Raw genomic sequence first — 14,828 nt, forward strand, 5'->3', positions numbered from 1 at the left:
AGAAGATCATGTCCGCAAGTCCTCCTGTTCTCGTCGATATCAAGTTCAATGCCGAAGGCGTCGTCCGCGTGCTGAAGACGGCCTTTGCCGATCGCGGCAGCATCAATCTCGCCGATCCGGCCAATCAGGCACGCGATCTCCGCGCGGTCGAATACGCGCTTCTCTGGAAGCCGGATGCCGACCTTTTTGCGCGGGCGCCGAACCTCAAGGTCATCTTCTCGGGCGGTGCCGGCGTCGACCATATCATCGGCATGGCCGGCCTGCCCGAGATCCCGATCGTCCGCTTCGTCGACCGCAGTCTGACGACCCGCATGAGCGAATGGGTGGTCATGCAGTGCCTGATGCATCTGCGCGGGCAATACGCCCATGACAGCCATCAGCGGCGGCGCGAATGGGCCAAGCTGATCGCGCCTGAGGCAGCGGAGGTGACGGTCGGCGTCATGGGCCTCGGCATTCTCGGGCAGGATGCGGTCGCCAAGCTGAGAGTGATGGGCTTCAACGTCATCGGCTGGTCGCGCAGCCGCAAACAGATCGATGGTGTCGAAACCTTCGATGCCGGCGGATTGGATAGTTTTCTCGCAAGGACGGATATCCTCGTCGGTCTGTTGCCGCTGACGCCCGAAACCTCCGGCTTCTATAACGCAGGGCTGTTTGCCAAGCTGCGCCGCAACGGCGCGCTCGGGCAGCCGGTTTTCATCAATGCCGGCCGCGGCAAGAGTCATGTCGAGGCCGATATCGTTTCCGCCATTCGTGACGGTACCCTCGGCGGCGCTTCGCTGGATGTCTTCGAGGTGGAGCCGCTCACCGCCGACAACCCCTTATGGGAATTGCAGAACGTCTTCATCACGCCGCATGACGCGGCCGTCTCCGAAGAAAATGCGCTGTTTCGCCATGTCGAGACCCAGATCGCCCGTTTCGAGCGCGGCGAGCCGCTGCAATTCGTGGTCGACCGCGCCGTCGGCTATTAGAGCCGCGCGGAACCTTCCAGACGGCAACCCGTTTTCTCCTTCGAGTTCTTGACGGCCGGATCGGTCCGTCAAGACAGCCGAAGGAGACGATCATGGCGCATCAGACGGAAACACGCTGGGAAAAGTCCGATGGCAAGCTTCACAAGGAAGAGCAGATCCCGCCAGCAAAGGCCAGGCAGGGCCGCACGGGCTATCGCATCCTGCTGGTGCTGCTCGCGGCTCTGGTGCTCGCTTTCGTGGTCTGGATACCGGTCGAGATCTGGGGCCAGCGCGAGGCAAACGACGTGGCGCCGCAGCAGCCGGGCCAGCAGTTGCAGTCGCAACAGTCGGGCACCGCGCCAGCGCCGAGCCTTCAGAACGGCACTGCGGTTCCGACCGAGACTCAGAACACGACGCCGGCCGCCCCTGGTGTCGCGCCTGCGGCACCGGCCCAACCCGCCGCACCTGCCCAATAAGCGTGAGGATGCGCGCTCGCATCCCGCCGCCGTGCAGGCTGCGGGGTGCCTATTGTTTTATCTGGACTTTGTCTGCTGATTTTTCGATAAGAAGGCGCACGAGCCGGTTTCGTGCGCCGGCCGGGAACGTGGCACGACCCGGGAATTTGGCAGCGCCTGACCGGAGTGGACAGGGGCGGGAATTTCATGGCCAAGACGGATATCGCAAGACGCGTTTACAATCACGCTTGGAAACTTGATCCGATCATCCGCAGCCTGATCGATACCGATTTCTATAAGCTGCTGATGCTGCAGATGATCTGGAAGCTCTATCCGGACGTGAACGCCTCCTTCACCCTCATCAACCGCACCAAGCGCGTGCATCTTGCCGAGGAGATCGACGAGGGTGAATTGCGCGAACAGCTCGATCACGCCCGCACGTTGCGACTCTCGAAAAAGGAGATGATCTGGCTTGCGGGTAACAGCTTCTACGGCCGCGCCCAGATCTTCGAGCCGGAATTCCTTGCCTGGCTTTCCAATTTCCAACTTCCCGAATACGAGCTGTCGAAGAAGGACGGGCAATATGTTCTGGATTTCCACGGGCCGTGGAGGGAAACGACCATGTGGGAGATCCCGGCGCTCGCCATCGTCAACGAGCTGCGCTCACGCTCGGCGATGAAGGCGCTCGGCCCCTTCACCCTCGATGTGCTCTATGCCCGGGCCAAAGCGAAGATGTGGTCGAAGGTCGAGCGGTTGAAGGAACTGCCGGGCCTACGCATCTCCGATTTCGGCACCCGCCGCCGTCACAGTTTCCTCTGGCAGCGCTGGTGCGTCGAAGCGCTGAAGGAAGGCATCGGCCCGGCCTTTGCCGGCACCAGCAACGTATTGCTGGCTATGGATTCCGATCTCGAGGCCGTCGGCACCAATGCCCACGAGCTGCCGATGGTGGCCGCCGCCCTTGCCCAAACCGATGAGCAACTGCGCAACGCGCCCTACAAGATCCTGCGCGACTGGAACAAACTCTATGGCGGCAATCTTCTGATCGTCCTGCCGGATGCCTTCGGCACTGCCGCCTTCCTGCGCGACGCGCCGGAATGGGTCGCCGATTGGACCGGCTTCCGCCCGGACAGTGCTCCGCCGATCGAAGGCGGCGAGAAGATCATCGACTGGTGGAAGAAGATGGGCCGTGATCCACGCCAGAAGCTGCTGATCTTCTCCGATGGCCTCGATGTCGATGCCATCATCGATACCTACCGGCATTTCGAAGGCCGTGTGCGCATGAGCTTCGGCTGGGGCACGAATCTGACGAACGATTTTTCCGGCTGCGCGCCGATCGAAATCTCCGGCCTCAACCCGATCTCCGTCGTCTGCAAGGTCAGTGACGCCAATGGCCGTCCGGCGGTGAAGCTCTCCGACAACCCGCAGAAGGCGACGGGCGAACCGGCAGAGGTCGAACGCTACCTGAAATTCTTCGGCGCCGAAGACAGGGTCGATCAGACCGTTCTCGTATAGCTCCGGGACGAGGTGCCGCCATCCCGTGGCGCATTGGTATGCCCCGACATCGCATCCTCGATCGACCAACCGAAGCGCCAGGCGTCGAACATCGAGTACCATTCCTGAAAATCGGTGATCGGCAGGATATCCGGCTTCGACATCGGATTGTCGGCCAGGCTGCGGCCACGTGCACGGTCCCGTGCGCCACGCTCCTGCATCTCAAGCAGATTCTCGAACATCATTACCCCCCGGGTCTTCATCCGATGCATTTATGCAATCATGCTAATAAAGCATTGTCGAGTCCTGATGCGATGATTTGGGTTTTTCACAGGATTAGCCCCAATGCGGTAATCCAGGGATGGCGGAGCCCGAACTGGCCGAGCGTGACAACGCTCGGCTTGCGCTCCATGAACGCCTAGTGACGGGGAGGCTCGGCTTCCTGGCTGGGGTCCGCCGCCGAGCCTCCCGGCTTGCCGACCTTGAACCAGCCGGCAGCGCCGACAAACTGCCGCTTTCCGGCAGGCGTGATCCAACCCAGATGACATCAATGGCTAACGACAGGTTAATATCCACCGGCCTCGTCCCGATCCTACGCAATCCTGCAACGTAGGCTCGCGGCATTCCTCGGGGTTTCAGGCCGCCAATCTGCGAAACCGGGTTCTGATCCGGTCGAGATAGTAGTGGCCGGGAGACGGCGCTGCCGTCATCGCATGGGCTTCGGAGGAGGGCACGCCTTCGAACAGACGTTCCTCGCCATTCTTGAAACAAATCCTGAGCCGCCCGTCATCCTGGCTGAAATAGACGGATTTGATGATCTTCGACTTTACCGAAAGTTCTTCCACCTGTTTTACCTCTGTTTTTTTAAATTTGGCAGACGGTAAACCCAAACGTGCAAAGACGCGGTGAACTCGCATGGTAAAAAATCAGGAATCTTTCGACGTTTGAAACCCGCAGCACCATCGCAGCGCCGGGTTCGAAAGCCTCGAACGCACGCTTGTGAGCGGTGTACTTCGTTGCCCTCTCTCGCCCGCGTCCCGCACACGCAAAGGCCTGTGTCAGTCATTTGATCCGTGAAGCCGGAAACAAGATCAAGCCCGATCAGATTTTGCCAATCCGGCGGAGAACGCCGTCAGCAGAGCCCTTCCCGGGCCCCAATCCTCAAGGCCGCTTTGCCCGTTGATATGGCCGAAAGGGCCGATCTCGACAAGGCCGCTGCCCCACAGATCGGCTCGTGCACGGGCATAGCCTGGCGTGCCGAAGGGATCATCGGCGCTTGCGATAATCAGAGTGGGAAAGCGCATTCGTTGCAATGGCGGATCTGCGAATCCGGCGGCCTCCTCAGGGAATGATACGGACTGCGGATCGGGGACCGCTACAAGAAACGCTCCGGCAACGGCAAGTGAGGAAATCTGCTGCCAATGAGCGACCAGCAGACAGGCAAGGCTATGAGCGACGAGCAGGGGAGGGGTTGCCGATGCGCCGACGGCGCGCTCCAGGGCTGAAATCCAGTCCGCTAAGTCGGGCTTTTCCCAATCGGCCGGTCGAAAACGCCGCATTTTGGGGTTCGACCTTTCCCAGTGCGTTTGCCAATGAGCCTCGCCCGAACCGCCAATCCCCGGCAATATAATGATGTCCCTCATGTCTTTTCCTCTGATCATCCGTGCAGGTGAAAATGATGCATTTTCATTTGCTTCGGAATGAATGATCATCGGAAAACCGCGCCGCTCTCCGATGATTTCAAGGTGATCCCATGGCTTTTCAGGAAAACAATCGGGTTTTGCTCGACCCAACCGATATCGCCATTATTGAAGCGATGCAGGAAAACGGCCGCATTGCGATTTCCGAACTCGGCCGACGGGTCGGGCTCTCTCAGCCGGCGGCATCGGAACGGGTCAAACGACTGGAAGACCGCGGCATCATTACCGGTTACTCCGCTCGTATCGACCCTGCCGCTCTGGGAATTGGAATGACGGCTGTGCTTCGCCTGCGCACGACGCATGAGCATATCAAACCCTGTCTGAAACAGTTCGCCGAGATGCCGCAAGTCATGGAAGTATTGCGCCTGACCGGAGAGGACTGCTTTCTCTTGAAGGTGCTGGTTCCGTCGCCAGGAGAGCTGGAAACGATCGTTGACACGATCGCGCGTTTTGGGGCCGTGACGACATCCCTGGTGTTGCGCGGCGAGAATCCGAAGCCGATTGGACGCGCCCTGCTGCAGCGCGTTTGAGAATATGTGGACGACCAGTGAAGCGCGCCGCCAAAAACGCTGCCGCATCCCGCTCGCGATATGGTTTGAAATCTATATTGAGAAACGAGGATATGGCGGACAGGGTGGGATTCGAACCCACGGTACGCTTTCACGTACACACGCGTTCCAGGCGTGCGCCTTAAACCACTCGGCCACCTGTCCTTTTTTGGCGTTCGCGCCCGGATAGGAGCAAATCGTCGGAACGGCGCGATATATACCGATGAATTTTCGCCGATCAACCGAAATCTAACAGTTTTTTGACTTCTTTCGATAAAACTCGCCGCGGCCCGTCCATTGTGCTTCACCTCATCGATGACTATGTAATTCTCCGAGGTGGAGAATGGCGCGGCCGGCCGGAATTGTCCGGCATATCGAGCGTCGGAGGAATTGATGCGTTTCCTGTTGCGTCTGGCGAGTCTTGTCGCGCTTGCGGCGGCCGTTATTGCCGGGACCATCGATTCGATCCAATCGGTTGCGGCCTCCTCCGTGGTGATGACGCCGATCTCCGATGCCTGGGAGGATGTGAGCCCGACCACACTGACGTCGCTGCAAGCGGCCCTTTCCTATTATGTCCACCCGCGTTTCTATACCTTCATCTTCCAGTGGCTGATGCTCCAGCCGGCCTTTGCCGTTTTCCTGGTAATCGCACTGCTTCTGTGGATGATCGGCTACAAGAAGCCGCCTATCGCCGGTCGCTTCACCGCATAGAAAAGGCGGTTTCGCCCGCACCATCCGGCGAGAAATCCGCATGGGCATCGGCCCTCTACAGCCTCGATATTTGCCACCGGATTGGCTAGAAAATCTGCATCCTGACGGAAAGAATGTCCAAAAATCAGCCCCGAAGAGCGGATTTTCGGCAATTGTTGCAAATCTTTACCAGCTGAAAAATTTCTGGTGAATTTTTCCGTGAGCCATGCAAGGATGCGCGCAGCCAGGCCTCCGGGGGGAGGTCGGTGGTTCCGCAGACATGCCCGGAAAGGGCTTGCGGGAGGACCCCTAACGAATAGCAACAACAGGGCTGCACAATGAAAAAATCCCTTCTCACTCTCTTTGCCGTGGCTGCCATGTCGACGACGGCGCTTGCCGCCGATGTCAAGCCGGCGCTGGTTTACGGCACCGGCGGGAAGTTCGATAAGTCCTTCAACGAGGCGGCCTACAACGGTGCCGAGAAGTTCAAGGCCGAGACCGGCATTGCCTATCGCGATTTCGAGCCGACGGGCGACACCCAGGGCGAGCAGGCCATCCGCAACTTCGCAAGCCGCGGCTTCAATCCGGTGGTTGCCGTTTCCTTCGCCTGGACGTCGGCCATCGAGAAGGTTGCAGCCGAATTCCCGGACACCAAGTTCATCATCGTTGACTCCGTCGTCGACAAGCCGAACGTCCGCTCGGTTGTCTACAAGGAAGAAGAAGGCTCCTACCTCGTCGGCGTTCTCGCCGGCATGGCGTCGAAGTCAGGCAAGGTCGGCTTCGTCGGCGGCATGGATATTCCGCTGATCCGCAAGTTCGAATGCGGCTACGAGCAGGGCGCACGCTCCGTCAAGGCCGATATCGAAGTCTTCCAGAACATGACCGGCACGACGGGCGCTGCCTGGAACGACCCGGTCCGCGGCGGCGAACTCACCAAGAACCAGATCGACCAGGGCGCTGACGTCGTCTATGCGGCAGCCGGTGCCACCGGTCTCGGCGTTCTGCAGACTGCGGCCGACAACAAGAAGCTGTCGATCGGCGTCGACTCCAACCAGAACTACCTGCATCCGGGCTCGGTCCTGACCTCGATGGTCAAGCGTGTCGACCTCGCCGTCTACAATGCCTACAACGACACCAAGAACGACAAGTTCACCGGCGGCGTTCAGGCGCTCGGCGTCAAGGAAGACGGTGTCGGCGCTGCGATCGACGAGCATAACAAGTCGCTGATCACGCCGGAAATGCAGGCTGCCGTCGACAAGGCCAAGGCCGACATCATCGCGGGAACCGTCAAGGTTCACGATTACACCTCGGACAACGCTTGCCCGAAGTGATCCGCGCCCGAATGTGATCGACGATTGAGATCGGGCGTATGGCGGAGGGGATTTTCGCCATACGCCCTTTTCTTATTTGGAGCCTGCAGTGACAGATAAGCCCGCTATCGAGCTTGTCGGCATCGACAAGAAGTTCGGTGCCGTCCACGCCAACAAGGACATCAACCTCACCGTTGCCAAGGGGACGATCCACGGCATCATCGGCGAAAACGGCGCCGGCAAATCGACCCTGATGTCGATCATCTACGGTTTCTACCATGCCGACAGCGGCGAGATCCGCGTCAACGGCAATCCCGTCACCATCCGCGACAGCCAGGCGGCGATCGCCACCGGCATCGGCATGGTGCACCAGCATTTCATGCTGGTCGATAATTTTACGGTGCTCGAAAACATCATGCTCGGCGCCGAAGGCGGCATGCTGTTGGCCAGAGGCGTCGCGTCGGCCCGGGCCGAGCTCAAGCGGCTGGAAACGGAATATGGCCTGGAGGTCGATCCCGATGCGCTGATCGAAGAGCTTCCTGTCGGCCTGCAGCAGCGTGTCGAAATCCTGAAAGCCATGTATCGCGGCGCCGAGATCCTGATCCTCGACGAGCCCACCGGCGTGCTGACGCCGGCGGAAGCCGATCATCTTTTCCGCATCCTCAAAGTGCTGCGCGACCAGGGCAAGACGATCATCCTCATCACCCACAAGCTGCGCGAGATCATGGCGATCACCGACACGGTCTCGGTCATGCGCCGCGGCGAAATGGTCGCCACCCGCAAGACGGCGGAGACGACGGTGGAAGAACTCGCCGAGCTGATGGTCGGCCGCCGCGTGCTGCTGCGCGTGCAGAAGGGCGAGGCGAACCCGGGAGCCGCCGTCCTGTCCGTCCGCAACCTGACGGTCAAGGACAATCGCGGCGTCACCATGGTCGACAACGTCTCCTTCGACGTGCGCGCCGGCGAAATCGTCGGCATCGCCGGTGTCGCCGGCAATGGCCAGTCCGAACTGCTGGAGGCGATTGCCGGCATCCGCAAGCCGACCTCCGGCGAAATCCTTCTCGACGGCAAGACGATCGACAAGGCCGATCCCGCCCGCCTGCGCGACCTCGGCCTCGCTCATATCCCCGAGGACCGCCACCATATGGGCCTGGTGCTGAAATTCGAGGAGTACGAAAATTCCGTACTCGGCTACCATCGCCGCCCGGGTTACAGCAAAGGTCCGCTGCTCGATCTTGAAGCGATCCGCAAGGATGCGATGGAGAAGATCGAGAAATACGACATCCGCCCGCCGAACCCGCGTCTGAAGACGGCGAATTTCTCCGGCGGCAACCAGCAGAAGATCGTTGTTGCCCGTGAGATCGAACGCGATCCGAAGATGCTGATCATCGGCCAGCCGACACGCGGCGTCGATATCGGCGCCATCGAATTCATCCACCGCCGGATCATCGAAATGCGCGACGCGGGCAAGGCGATCCTGCTCGTCTCCGTCGAACTTGATGAAATCCGCGCCCTTTCGGACCGTATCCTTGTCATGTTTGCCGGCCATGTCGTCGGCGAGAAGACGCCCGATGCCGGTGAACAGACCCTCGGCCTGATGATGGCCGGCATTGCCGCGTGAGGCCTTTATGAGCACAGCTTCCGTTCCGCTACCAAACTGGATCAACTACGGCCTCATCCCGCTTTTGAACCTTATCGTCGCCTTCCTGATCTCCGGCTTCGTCGTCTGGCTGATCGGTGAGAGCCCGCTCGATGCGCTGTCGCTGCTGATCCAGGGCGCGCTCGGCAATGGCGAAGGCATCGGCTTCACGCTGTATTATGCGACGAGCTTCATCTTCACCGGCCTCTCCGTCGCGGTGGCGATCCACGCCGGCCTTTTCAACATCGGTTCCGAAGGCCAGGCCTATATCGGTGGCCTCGGCTGCGCGCTGGTGGCGCTTTCGCTCGATCGTTACGTGCCATGGTATGTGACGATGCCGATCGCGGTCGTCGGCGCCGGCCTGTTTGGCGCAGCCTGGGCCTTCATTCCGGCCTTCCTGCAGGCAAAACGCGGCAGCCACATCGTCATCACGACGATCATGTTCAACTATATCGGCGCCGCACTGATGGTATACCTCCTGGTGCATGTGCTGATCGTGCCGGGCAAAATGGCGCCGGAAACCCGGACCTTCCTCGACGGCGGCCAGTTGCCGAAGCTCGGCTGGGTCATGCAGCTGTTCGGCGCCAAGCTGGGGGCTGCCCCGTTCAATGTCTCCTTCATCATTGCGCTCGTCGTCAGCTATCTCGTCTGGCTGCTCGTCTGGCGCACCAAGCTCGGTTTCGAGATGCGCACGCTGGGCGTCAGCCCGACGGCTGCGGCCTATGCGGGTATCCCCTATGCCCGCACGGTCATCATCGCCATGCTGCTGTCCGGCGCGCTCGCCGGCATGATGGCGTTGAACCCCGTCATGGGCTCGTCGGCCCGCCTGCAGGTGGAATTCGTCGGCGGTGCCGGCTTCGTCGGCATCGCGGTCTCGCTGATGGGCCGCAACCATCCGCTCGGCATCATCATGGCAGCGATTCTCTTCGGCATCCTCTACCAGGGCGGCGACTGGATCTCCTTCGAAATGCCGAATATCACCCGCGAGATGATCCTCGTCATCCAGGGTCTGGTGATCCTTTTCGCCGGCGCGCTGGAATATATGTTCCGACCGGCGATGGTGCGTCTCTACCAACAGTTCAAGCGCGGTTAAGGAGCGGGCGATGGATTATTACGACATATTCATCAGCGTCCTGAGCTCGACCATCCGCCTGTCGATCCCGCTGATCTTCACCGCTCTTGCCGGTCTGTTTTCGGAGCGCGCCGGTATCTTCGATATCGGCCTCGAGGGCAAGATGTTGGGCTCGGCCTTTGCCGCCGCCTGCGTTGCCTATCTCACCGATTCGGCCTGGCTTGGGCTCGGCGCCGGCGTTATCTGCTCGGTGGCGCTGAGCCTGGTGCATGGCTTTGCCTCGATCACCAACCGCGGCAACCAGATCGTCTCCGGTGTCGCGATCAACTTCTTCATCGCCGGCATCACCATCGTGCTCGGCCAAGCCTGGTTCGGCCAGGGCGGCCGCACGCCGCAGCTGTCGCCGGATTCGCGCTTCGCGCCGATCATCCTGCCGGGCGCCGATGCCGCGCGCGACATACCGATCATCGGCCCGATCTATGCCAATGTCATTTCTGGCAACAATATCCTCACCTACCTCGCCTTTCTTGCCGTGCCCTTCTCCTGGTGGGTGCTTTACCGCACGCGTTTCGGCCTCAGGCTCCGCGCCGTCGGCGAAAACCCGGGTGCGGTCGATACGGCTGGTATCTCGGTCGCCTGGCTGCGGTACCGCGCCGTCATGTGTGCCGGCATTCTCTGCGGCTTTGCCGGCACCTATCTGGCAATCGCCCAGTCCGCCGCCTTCATCAAGGACATGTCGGCCGGCAAGGGCTACATTGCGCTCGCTGCTCTGGTCTTCGCCAAGTGGAAGCCGGTGCCGGTCATGTTTGCCTGCCTGCTTTTCGGCTTCCTCGATGCGCTGGCAAATTTCATGCAGGGAAAGCAGGTGCCGCTGATCGGGGAGGTGCCGGTTCAGGTCTTCCAGGCGCTGCCCTATGTCCTGACCTGCGTCCTGCTTGCCGGCTTTATCGGTGTCGCGACTCCGCCGAAGGCAGGTGGCGTGCCCTATACGAAGGAGCGTTGATATGTCTCACGATCTGTTCGAAGCCGCCCGCGGCGCCATGGCCTTTGCCCATGCGCCCTATTCGAAATTCCCGGTCGGCGCGGCGATCCGCGCCGAGGACGGCAAGGTCTATACCGGCGCCAACATCGAAAACCTCTCCTTTCCGCAAGGATGGTGCGCCGAGCCGACGGCGATCGGCGCCATGATCATGGGCGGCGCGAAGAAGATCGTCGAAATGGCGGTCATAGCCGAAAAACTGCCGCTCTGCCCGCCCTGTGGCGGCTGCCGCCAGAAGATCTCGGAATTCGCCTCGAAGGAGACGAGGATCTACCTCTGCGATGAGGCGGGCGTGAAGAAGACGATGACGATGGAAGAGCTTCTTCCCTTCAGCTTCGAGACCGAACTCGGATGAAGGCGACGGTCAGCCTGCTCGCTGCATTGCTTGGTGGGATCAAGCCGCGCCACGGCATCGTGCTCGGCTCCGGTCTCGGCTCTCTCGTCGGTGAGCTCGACGGCGCCGTGCGTGTTCCCTATCGCGACCTGCCGGGCTTTCCCGTCAGCGCCGTCTCCGGCCACGCAGGCGAAGTCGTCGCCGGCCGCCTCGGCGGTGTGCCTGTCATCATGCTCTCCGGCCGCGTGCATTATTACGAGAAGGGCGATGCCAACGCCATGCGCCTGCCGATCGAGGTGCTGAAGGCGCTCGGCGTCGAAGTGCTGATCCTGACCAATTCGGCCGGATCGTTGCGTGACGACCTGCCGCCCGGTTCGGTGATGCAGATCACCGACCATATCAACTATTCCGGCATGAACCCGCTGATCGGCGAGGAAAGCGATCAGCGCTTCGTCGGCATGACCAATGCCTATGATGCCGGCCTTGCCGCGGCGATGCAAAGGGCGGCGGCAAAGCTTAAAATCGACCTGGCGCAGGGTGTCTACATGTGGTTCTCCGGTCCCAGCTTCGAAACGCCGGCCGAAATCCGCATGGCGCGCATCCTCGGTGCCGATGCCGTCGGCATGTCGACGGTGCCCGAGGTGATCATCGCAAGAATGCTGGGCCTGAGGGTTGCCGCCGCCTCCGTTATCACCAACTATGGGGCAGGCATGACCGGCAATGAGCTCAGCCATGAGGAAACCAAGGACATGGCGCCCGTCGGCGGCGCCCGTCTCGCCGCCATACTGAAAGACATGATTGCCGCTAGAACAGGATGATTTTAGGCCGGGTCGGCCTAAAATCTGAATCCTGTTCTACATCATAGAGTTAGAGCATGATGTCATGAGAAAACCGCTCACACTTTTCGGCATCATGCTCGAGAGGAAGCGAAGATGAATAGCCATTCCAACCGGGAAACGGCGGCGGTCGCCCTTTCTCTCCTCGATCTCACCAATTTGAAGGATGATTGCACCGAGGCGCAGATCGACGCGCTCTGCGCCCGCGCGCAGACGCCCTACGGCAACAGCGCTGCAATCTGTATCTGGCCGCGGTTTGTCGCCCAGGCCCGCAATATCCTCGGCACCGGGCATGCCGTGCGTATCGCGACCGCCGTCAACCTCCCCTTCGGCGATATGGAAGTGGCCGATGTCGCCGCCGAAGCACGCGAGGCGATTGCCGATGGCGCCGATGAGATCGATCTGGTCATTCCCTACCGCAAGCTGCTCGCCGGCAACGAGAAGGCGGTGACCGACATGGTCAAGGCCGTGCGCGCCGAATGCGCCAACCCCGTTCTGCTGAAGGTCATCATCGAGACCGGCGAGCTGAAGGATGCGGCATTGATCCGCCGCGCCTCCGAACTCGCCATCGAAGCCGGCGCCGATTTCATCAAGACATCCACCGGCAAGGTTGCCGTCAACGCGACGCTCGAAGCCGCCGACATCATGATCCGCACTATTCGCGAAAGCGGCCGCAAGGTCGGCTTCAAGCCGGCCGGCGGCATCGGCTCGGTGGCCGATGCCGCACTCTATCTGAGCCTTGCCGAAACCATCATGACACCGGATTGGGCGATGCCGTCGACATTCCGCTTCGGCGCTTCCGATCTGCTCGACGATATCCTGGCGGTTCTGAGCGGAATCCAATCGGCCTCTGTTGCGGCGTCGAGTTATTGAAATGATTCCGCAGGAAATCATCCGGCGTAAGCGCAATGGCGACGAACTCGACGCCGCCGATATCAGCGCCTTCATCGCGGCGCTCGCCGCCGGCCGACTGTCGGAAGGCCAGGTCGGCGCATTCGCCATGGCCGTCTGGTTCAAGGGCATGTCGCGGGCCGAAACCGTGGCTTTGACGCTGGCGATGGCCGACTCCGGCGACAGGCTGCAATGGGCCGATATCGATCGCCCGATCGCCGACAAACATTCGACCGGCGGCGTCGGCGACAATGTTTCGCTGATGCTGGCGCCGATCGCCGCCGCCTGCGGCCTGGCTGTTCCGATGATCTCCGGGCGTGGCCTCGGCCATACCGGCGGCACGCTGGATAAGCTCGAATCCATTCCCGGCTATATGATCACCCCCGATGCGGACCTGTTCCACAAGGTCGTGAAGGAGGCGGGATGCGCCATCATAGGCCAGACCGGCGCCTTGGCGCCGGCCGACGGCAGGCTCTATGCCGTGCGCGACGTGACTGCCACCGTCGATTCCATTCCCCTCATCACCGCCTCGATCCTCTCGAAGAAACTTGCGGCCGGGCTCGAGACGCTGGTGCTCGACGTCAAGGTCGGCAACGGCGCCTTCATGGTCGAGCGCGACCAGGCGGAGATCCTGGCGCATTCGCTGGTGGAGGTGGCCAATGGCGCAGGCGTGAAAACCTCGGCCCTGATCACCGATATGAACCAGCCGCTTGCCGATAGTGCCGGCAATGCGGTCGAAATGCGCAACTGCCTGGATTTCCTGGCGGGCCGAAAAAGCGACACACGACTTGCGACCGTCGTTCTTGCCTTCGCCGGCGAAATGCTGGTGAAATCCGGCATTGCCGCTTCGTCTGATGAAGCCGAGAGGATGGCGCGTCAGTCCCTGTCATCGGGCAAGGCGGCCGAGGTCTTCGCGCGCATGGTGTCCATGCTTGGCGGCCCGGCCGATCTCATCGAAAACCCCGACCGGTACCTGGCCAAAGCGCCTGTGGAAAAACCTGTCCCGGCCGCCCGGTCCGGCTGGCTTGCTGCCTGCGATGCGCGTGGTATCGGCGTCAGTGTCATCGATCTCGGCGGTGGTAGACGCCATCCGGCTGACCGGATCGATCATCGCGTCGGCTTCTCCGACCTCCTGCCGCTCGGAACCCGCGTGACCGCCGGCGAACCGATCGCTCTCGTTCATGCCGCCGACGAAGCCGCGGCGGAGAGGGCAGCTGCAGCACTTGCCGCGCACTACCGCATCACCGAGGACAGACCGGAGTTGACGCCGGTGATTGCCGGCCTGATCTGATGCGATTTACTGCTTGAGGCTGAGCGAACCGTCGGCGACGGAATAGGAGGCGAGCTTCTGCAGGAAGCTCATGCCGACCAGCGTCGTCGTCAGCGCATCGTCCTTGAGGACGAAGGCTTCGACATCGCGCACACGAATACCGCCGATTTCGATCCGGTCGAGCGTCACATGCGCGGCTTTCGTCTGGCCGTTCGCAGTGTTCACCCCATAGCGGAAATCGAGCTGGCTGGCGGTGAAGCCCAATCGGCGGGCGAGCGTCTCGTTGAGCGCCACATAGGTCGCACCGGTATCGATCAGGCCCTGCACCGGTTTGCCGTTCATCTTGAAGCTGCCGGTATAGTGGCCCTGCGCATCGGCCTGCAGGCGGATCGCATTGCTGCCGGAGACCGGCGCGGATGTTGCGGGCTTGTCGCTCTCGGTCGATAGGTAATTGGCAGACAATGCATCAGCAGGCTGCTGGCTGGAGCCTTCGAGGAAGGAAGGCACTTGTGTGGCGAGCACCGCGGCGATGCTGGCGAAAAGGACGGTACGCACGAGCATGAAACAGAAATCCTTCCTGTATAAACCCGGCTTCATGCAGGGCCT

Annotated in this window: 17 protein-coding genes and 1 tRNA gene; 13 read left to right on the top strand and 5 right to left on the bottom strand. The window is 61.2% G+C overall.

Going from position 1 to position 14,828, the window contains the following annotated elements; all coding sequences use genetic code 11:
- The first annotated feature begins 8 nt into the window (after nucleotides 1-8).
- From FHX10_RS18720 to pncB, 3 genes are all read left to right on the top strand, one after another.
- Complete coding sequence (locus tag FHX10_RS18720; RefSeq protein ID WP_063473513.1) at nucleotides 9-968, top strand: 2-hydroxyacid dehydrogenase; 960 nt, start codon at nucleotides 9-11, stop codon at nucleotides 966-968.
- Between the two features lie 92 nt (nucleotides 969-1,060).
- Nucleotides 1,061-1,423, top strand: coding sequence for a hypothetical protein (locus FHX10_RS18725; protein ID WP_047617436.1), 363 nt, complete (start codon nucleotides 1,061-1,063; stop codon nucleotides 1,421-1,423).
- Between the two features lie 186 nt (nucleotides 1,424-1,609).
- The gene (pncB, locus tag FHX10_RS18730) at nucleotides 1,610-2,914 is read left to right on the top strand and encodes a nicotinate phosphoribosyltransferase (RefSeq protein WP_063473512.1); all 1,305 of its coding nucleotides are present in this window, start codon (nucleotides 1,610-1,612) and stop codon (nucleotides 2,912-2,914) included.
- On the opposite strand, the gene FHX10_RS18735 is transcribed toward pncB, so the two are convergent.
- The 3 genes from FHX10_RS18735 to FHX10_RS18745 all read right to left on the bottom strand — a co-directional run bounded on the left by FHX10_RS18735 (nucleotide 2,896) and on the right by FHX10_RS18745 (nucleotide 4,605).
- Nucleotides 2,896-3,135 (bottom strand): CrpP-related protein, encoded by a 240-nt coding sequence (locus tag FHX10_RS18735; protein WP_028758180.1) that lies wholly within the window; start codon nucleotides 3,133-3,135, stop codon nucleotides 2,896-2,898. The genes pncB and FHX10_RS18735 overlap by 19 nt on opposite strands.
- A 393-nt stretch (nucleotides 3,136-3,528) precedes the next feature.
- The gene (locus FHX10_RS18740) at nucleotides 3,529-3,738 is read right to left on the bottom strand and encodes a KTSC domain-containing protein (RefSeq protein ID WP_028758181.1); all 210 of its coding nucleotides are present in this window, start codon (nucleotides 3,736-3,738) and stop codon (nucleotides 3,529-3,531) included.
- A gap of 246 nt (nucleotides 3,739-3,984) precedes the next feature.
- On the bottom strand, nucleotides 3,985-4,605 hold the full coding sequence (locus FHX10_RS18745) for an RBBP9/YdeN family alpha/beta hydrolase (RefSeq protein ID WP_063473511.1): 621 nt from the start codon (nucleotides 4,603-4,605) through the stop codon (nucleotides 3,985-3,987).
- A 41-nt stretch (nucleotides 4,606-4,646) separates the two neighbouring features.
- Here FHX10_RS18745 and FHX10_RS18750 point away from each other — a divergent pair, with 41 nt between their 5' ends.
- Nucleotides 4,647-5,123 carry an Lrp/AsnC family transcriptional regulator gene (locus FHX10_RS18750; protein WP_028758183.1) on the top strand — a complete coding sequence of 159 codons (477 nt, stop codon included), beginning with the start codon at nucleotides 4,647-4,649 and terminating at the stop codon, nucleotides 5,121-5,123.
- 93 nt (nucleotides 5,124-5,216) lie between these two features.
- Here FHX10_RS18750 and FHX10_RS18755 read toward each other — a convergent pair.
- Nucleotides 5,217-5,306 (bottom strand) — tRNA-Ser (locus tag FHX10_RS18755).
- Between the two features lie 228 nt (nucleotides 5,307-5,534).
- On the opposite strand from FHX10_RS18755, the gene FHX10_RS18760 reads away from it, so the two are divergent.
- The 9 genes from FHX10_RS18760 (at nucleotide 5,535) to deoA (ending at nucleotide 14,243) form a co-directional block, all read left to right on the top strand.
- Nucleotides 5,535-5,852, top strand: coding sequence for a hypothetical protein (locus FHX10_RS18760; protein ID WP_028759164.1), 318 nt, complete (start codon nucleotides 5,535-5,537; stop codon nucleotides 5,850-5,852).
- 317 nt (nucleotides 5,853-6,169) lie between these two features.
- Entirely contained in the window at nucleotides 6,170-7,162 is a 993-nt protein-coding gene (locus tag FHX10_RS18765; protein WP_003544460.1) for a BMP family protein, read from the top strand.
- Between the two features lie 88 nt (nucleotides 7,163-7,250).
- A complete protein-coding gene (locus FHX10_RS18770; protein WP_048338302.1) occupies nucleotides 7,251-8,762 on the top strand; it encodes an ABC transporter ATP-binding protein in 1,512 nt (503 codons plus the stop codon).
- A 7-nt stretch (nucleotides 8,763-8,769) separates the two neighbouring features.
- Nucleotides 8,770-9,873: an ABC transporter permease gene (locus FHX10_RS18775; RefSeq protein ID WP_047617449.1), complete on the top strand. Its 1,104-nt coding sequence runs from the start codon at nucleotides 8,770-8,772 to the stop codon at nucleotides 9,871-9,873.
- A 10-nt stretch (nucleotides 9,874-9,883) separates the two neighbouring features.
- Entirely contained in the window at nucleotides 9,884-10,855 is a 972-nt protein-coding gene (locus FHX10_RS18780) for an ABC transporter permease (protein WP_048338271.1), read from the top strand.
- Nucleotide 10,856: 1 nt separating this feature from the next.
- On the top strand, nucleotides 10,857-11,246 hold the full coding sequence (locus tag FHX10_RS18785) for a cytidine deaminase (protein WP_028757711.1): 390 nt from the start codon (nucleotides 10,857-10,859) through the stop codon (nucleotides 11,244-11,246).
- Nucleotides 11,243-12,043 (top strand): purine-nucleoside phosphorylase, encoded by an 801-nt coding sequence (locus FHX10_RS18790; RefSeq protein WP_028757712.1) that lies wholly within the window; start codon nucleotides 11,243-11,245, stop codon nucleotides 12,041-12,043. Before FHX10_RS18785 ends, FHX10_RS18790 begins: the two co-directional genes overlap by 4 nt.
- Nucleotides 12,044-12,157: 114 nt before the next feature.
- Entirely contained in the window at nucleotides 12,158-12,934 is a 777-nt protein-coding gene (deoC, locus tag FHX10_RS18795; RefSeq protein ID WP_047617458.1) for a deoxyribose-phosphate aldolase, read from the top strand.
- Nucleotide 12,935: 1 nt separating this feature from the next.
- On the top strand, nucleotides 12,936-14,243 hold the full coding sequence (deoA, locus tag FHX10_RS18800) for a thymidine phosphorylase (protein WP_028757043.1): 1,308 nt from the start codon (nucleotides 12,936-12,938) through the stop codon (nucleotides 14,241-14,243).
- Nucleotides 14,244-14,249: 6 nt separating this feature from the next.
- On the opposite strand, the gene FHX10_RS18805 is transcribed toward deoA, so the two are convergent.
- Entirely contained in the window at nucleotides 14,250-14,819 is a 570-nt protein-coding gene (locus tag FHX10_RS18805; protein WP_028756112.1) for a TIGR02281 family clan AA aspartic protease, read from the bottom strand.
- Nucleotides 14,820-14,828: the final 9 nt, after the last annotated feature.

Source organism: Rhizobium sp. BK591 (assembly GCF_014195045.1).
GTDB lineage: Bacteria > Pseudomonadota > Alphaproteobacteria > Rhizobiales > Rhizobiaceae > Rhizobium > Rhizobium anhuiense.

Coding starts and splice junctions, on each gene's coding strand:
- FHX10_RS18720 (WP_063473513.1), top strand. CDS start 9: ATGTCCGCAAGTCCTCCTGTTCTCGTCGATATCAAGTTCAATGCCGAA.
- FHX10_RS18725 (WP_047617436.1), top strand. CDS start 1,061: ATGGCGCATCAGACGGAAACACGCTGGGAAAAGTCCGATGGCAAGCTT.
- pncB (WP_063473512.1), top strand. CDS start 1,610: ATGGCCAAGACGGATATCGCAAGACGCGTTTACAATCACGCTTGGAAA.
- FHX10_RS18735 (WP_028758180.1), bottom strand. CDS start 3,135: ATGTTCGAGAATCTGCTTGAGATGCAGGAGCGTGGCGCACGGGACCGT.
- FHX10_RS18745 (WP_063473511.1), bottom strand. CDS start 4,605: ATGATCATTCATTCCGAAGCAAATGAAAATGCATCATTTTCACCTGCA.
- FHX10_RS18750 (WP_028758183.1), top strand. CDS start 4,647: ATGGCTTTTCAGGAAAACAATCGGGTTTTGCTCGACCCAACCGATATC.
- FHX10_RS18760 (WP_028759164.1), top strand. CDS start 5,535: ATGCGTTTCCTGTTGCGTCTGGCGAGTCTTGTCGCGCTTGCGGCGGCC.
- FHX10_RS18765 (WP_003544460.1), top strand. CDS start 6,170: ATGAAAAAATCCCTTCTCACTCTCTTTGCCGTGGCTGCCATGTCGACG.
- FHX10_RS18775 (WP_047617449.1), top strand. CDS start 8,770: ATGAGCACAGCTTCCGTTCCGCTACCAAACTGGATCAACTACGGCCTC.
- FHX10_RS18780 (WP_048338271.1), top strand. CDS start 9,884: ATGGATTATTACGACATATTCATCAGCGTCCTGAGCTCGACCATCCGC.
- FHX10_RS18785 (WP_028757711.1), top strand. CDS start 10,857: ATGTCTCACGATCTGTTCGAAGCCGCCCGCGGCGCCATGGCCTTTGCC.
- FHX10_RS18790 (WP_028757712.1), top strand. CDS start 11,243: ATGAAGGCGACGGTCAGCCTGCTCGCTGCATTGCTTGGTGGGATCAAG.
- deoC (WP_047617458.1), top strand. CDS start 12,158: ATGAATAGCCATTCCAACCGGGAAACGGCGGCGGTCGCCCTTTCTCTC.
- deoA (WP_028757043.1), top strand. CDS start 12,936: ATGATTCCGCAGGAAATCATCCGGCGTAAGCGCAATGGCGACGAACTC.
- FHX10_RS18805 (WP_028756112.1), bottom strand. CDS start 14,819: ATGAAGCCGGGTTTATACAGGAAGGATTTCTGTTTCATGCTCGTGCGT.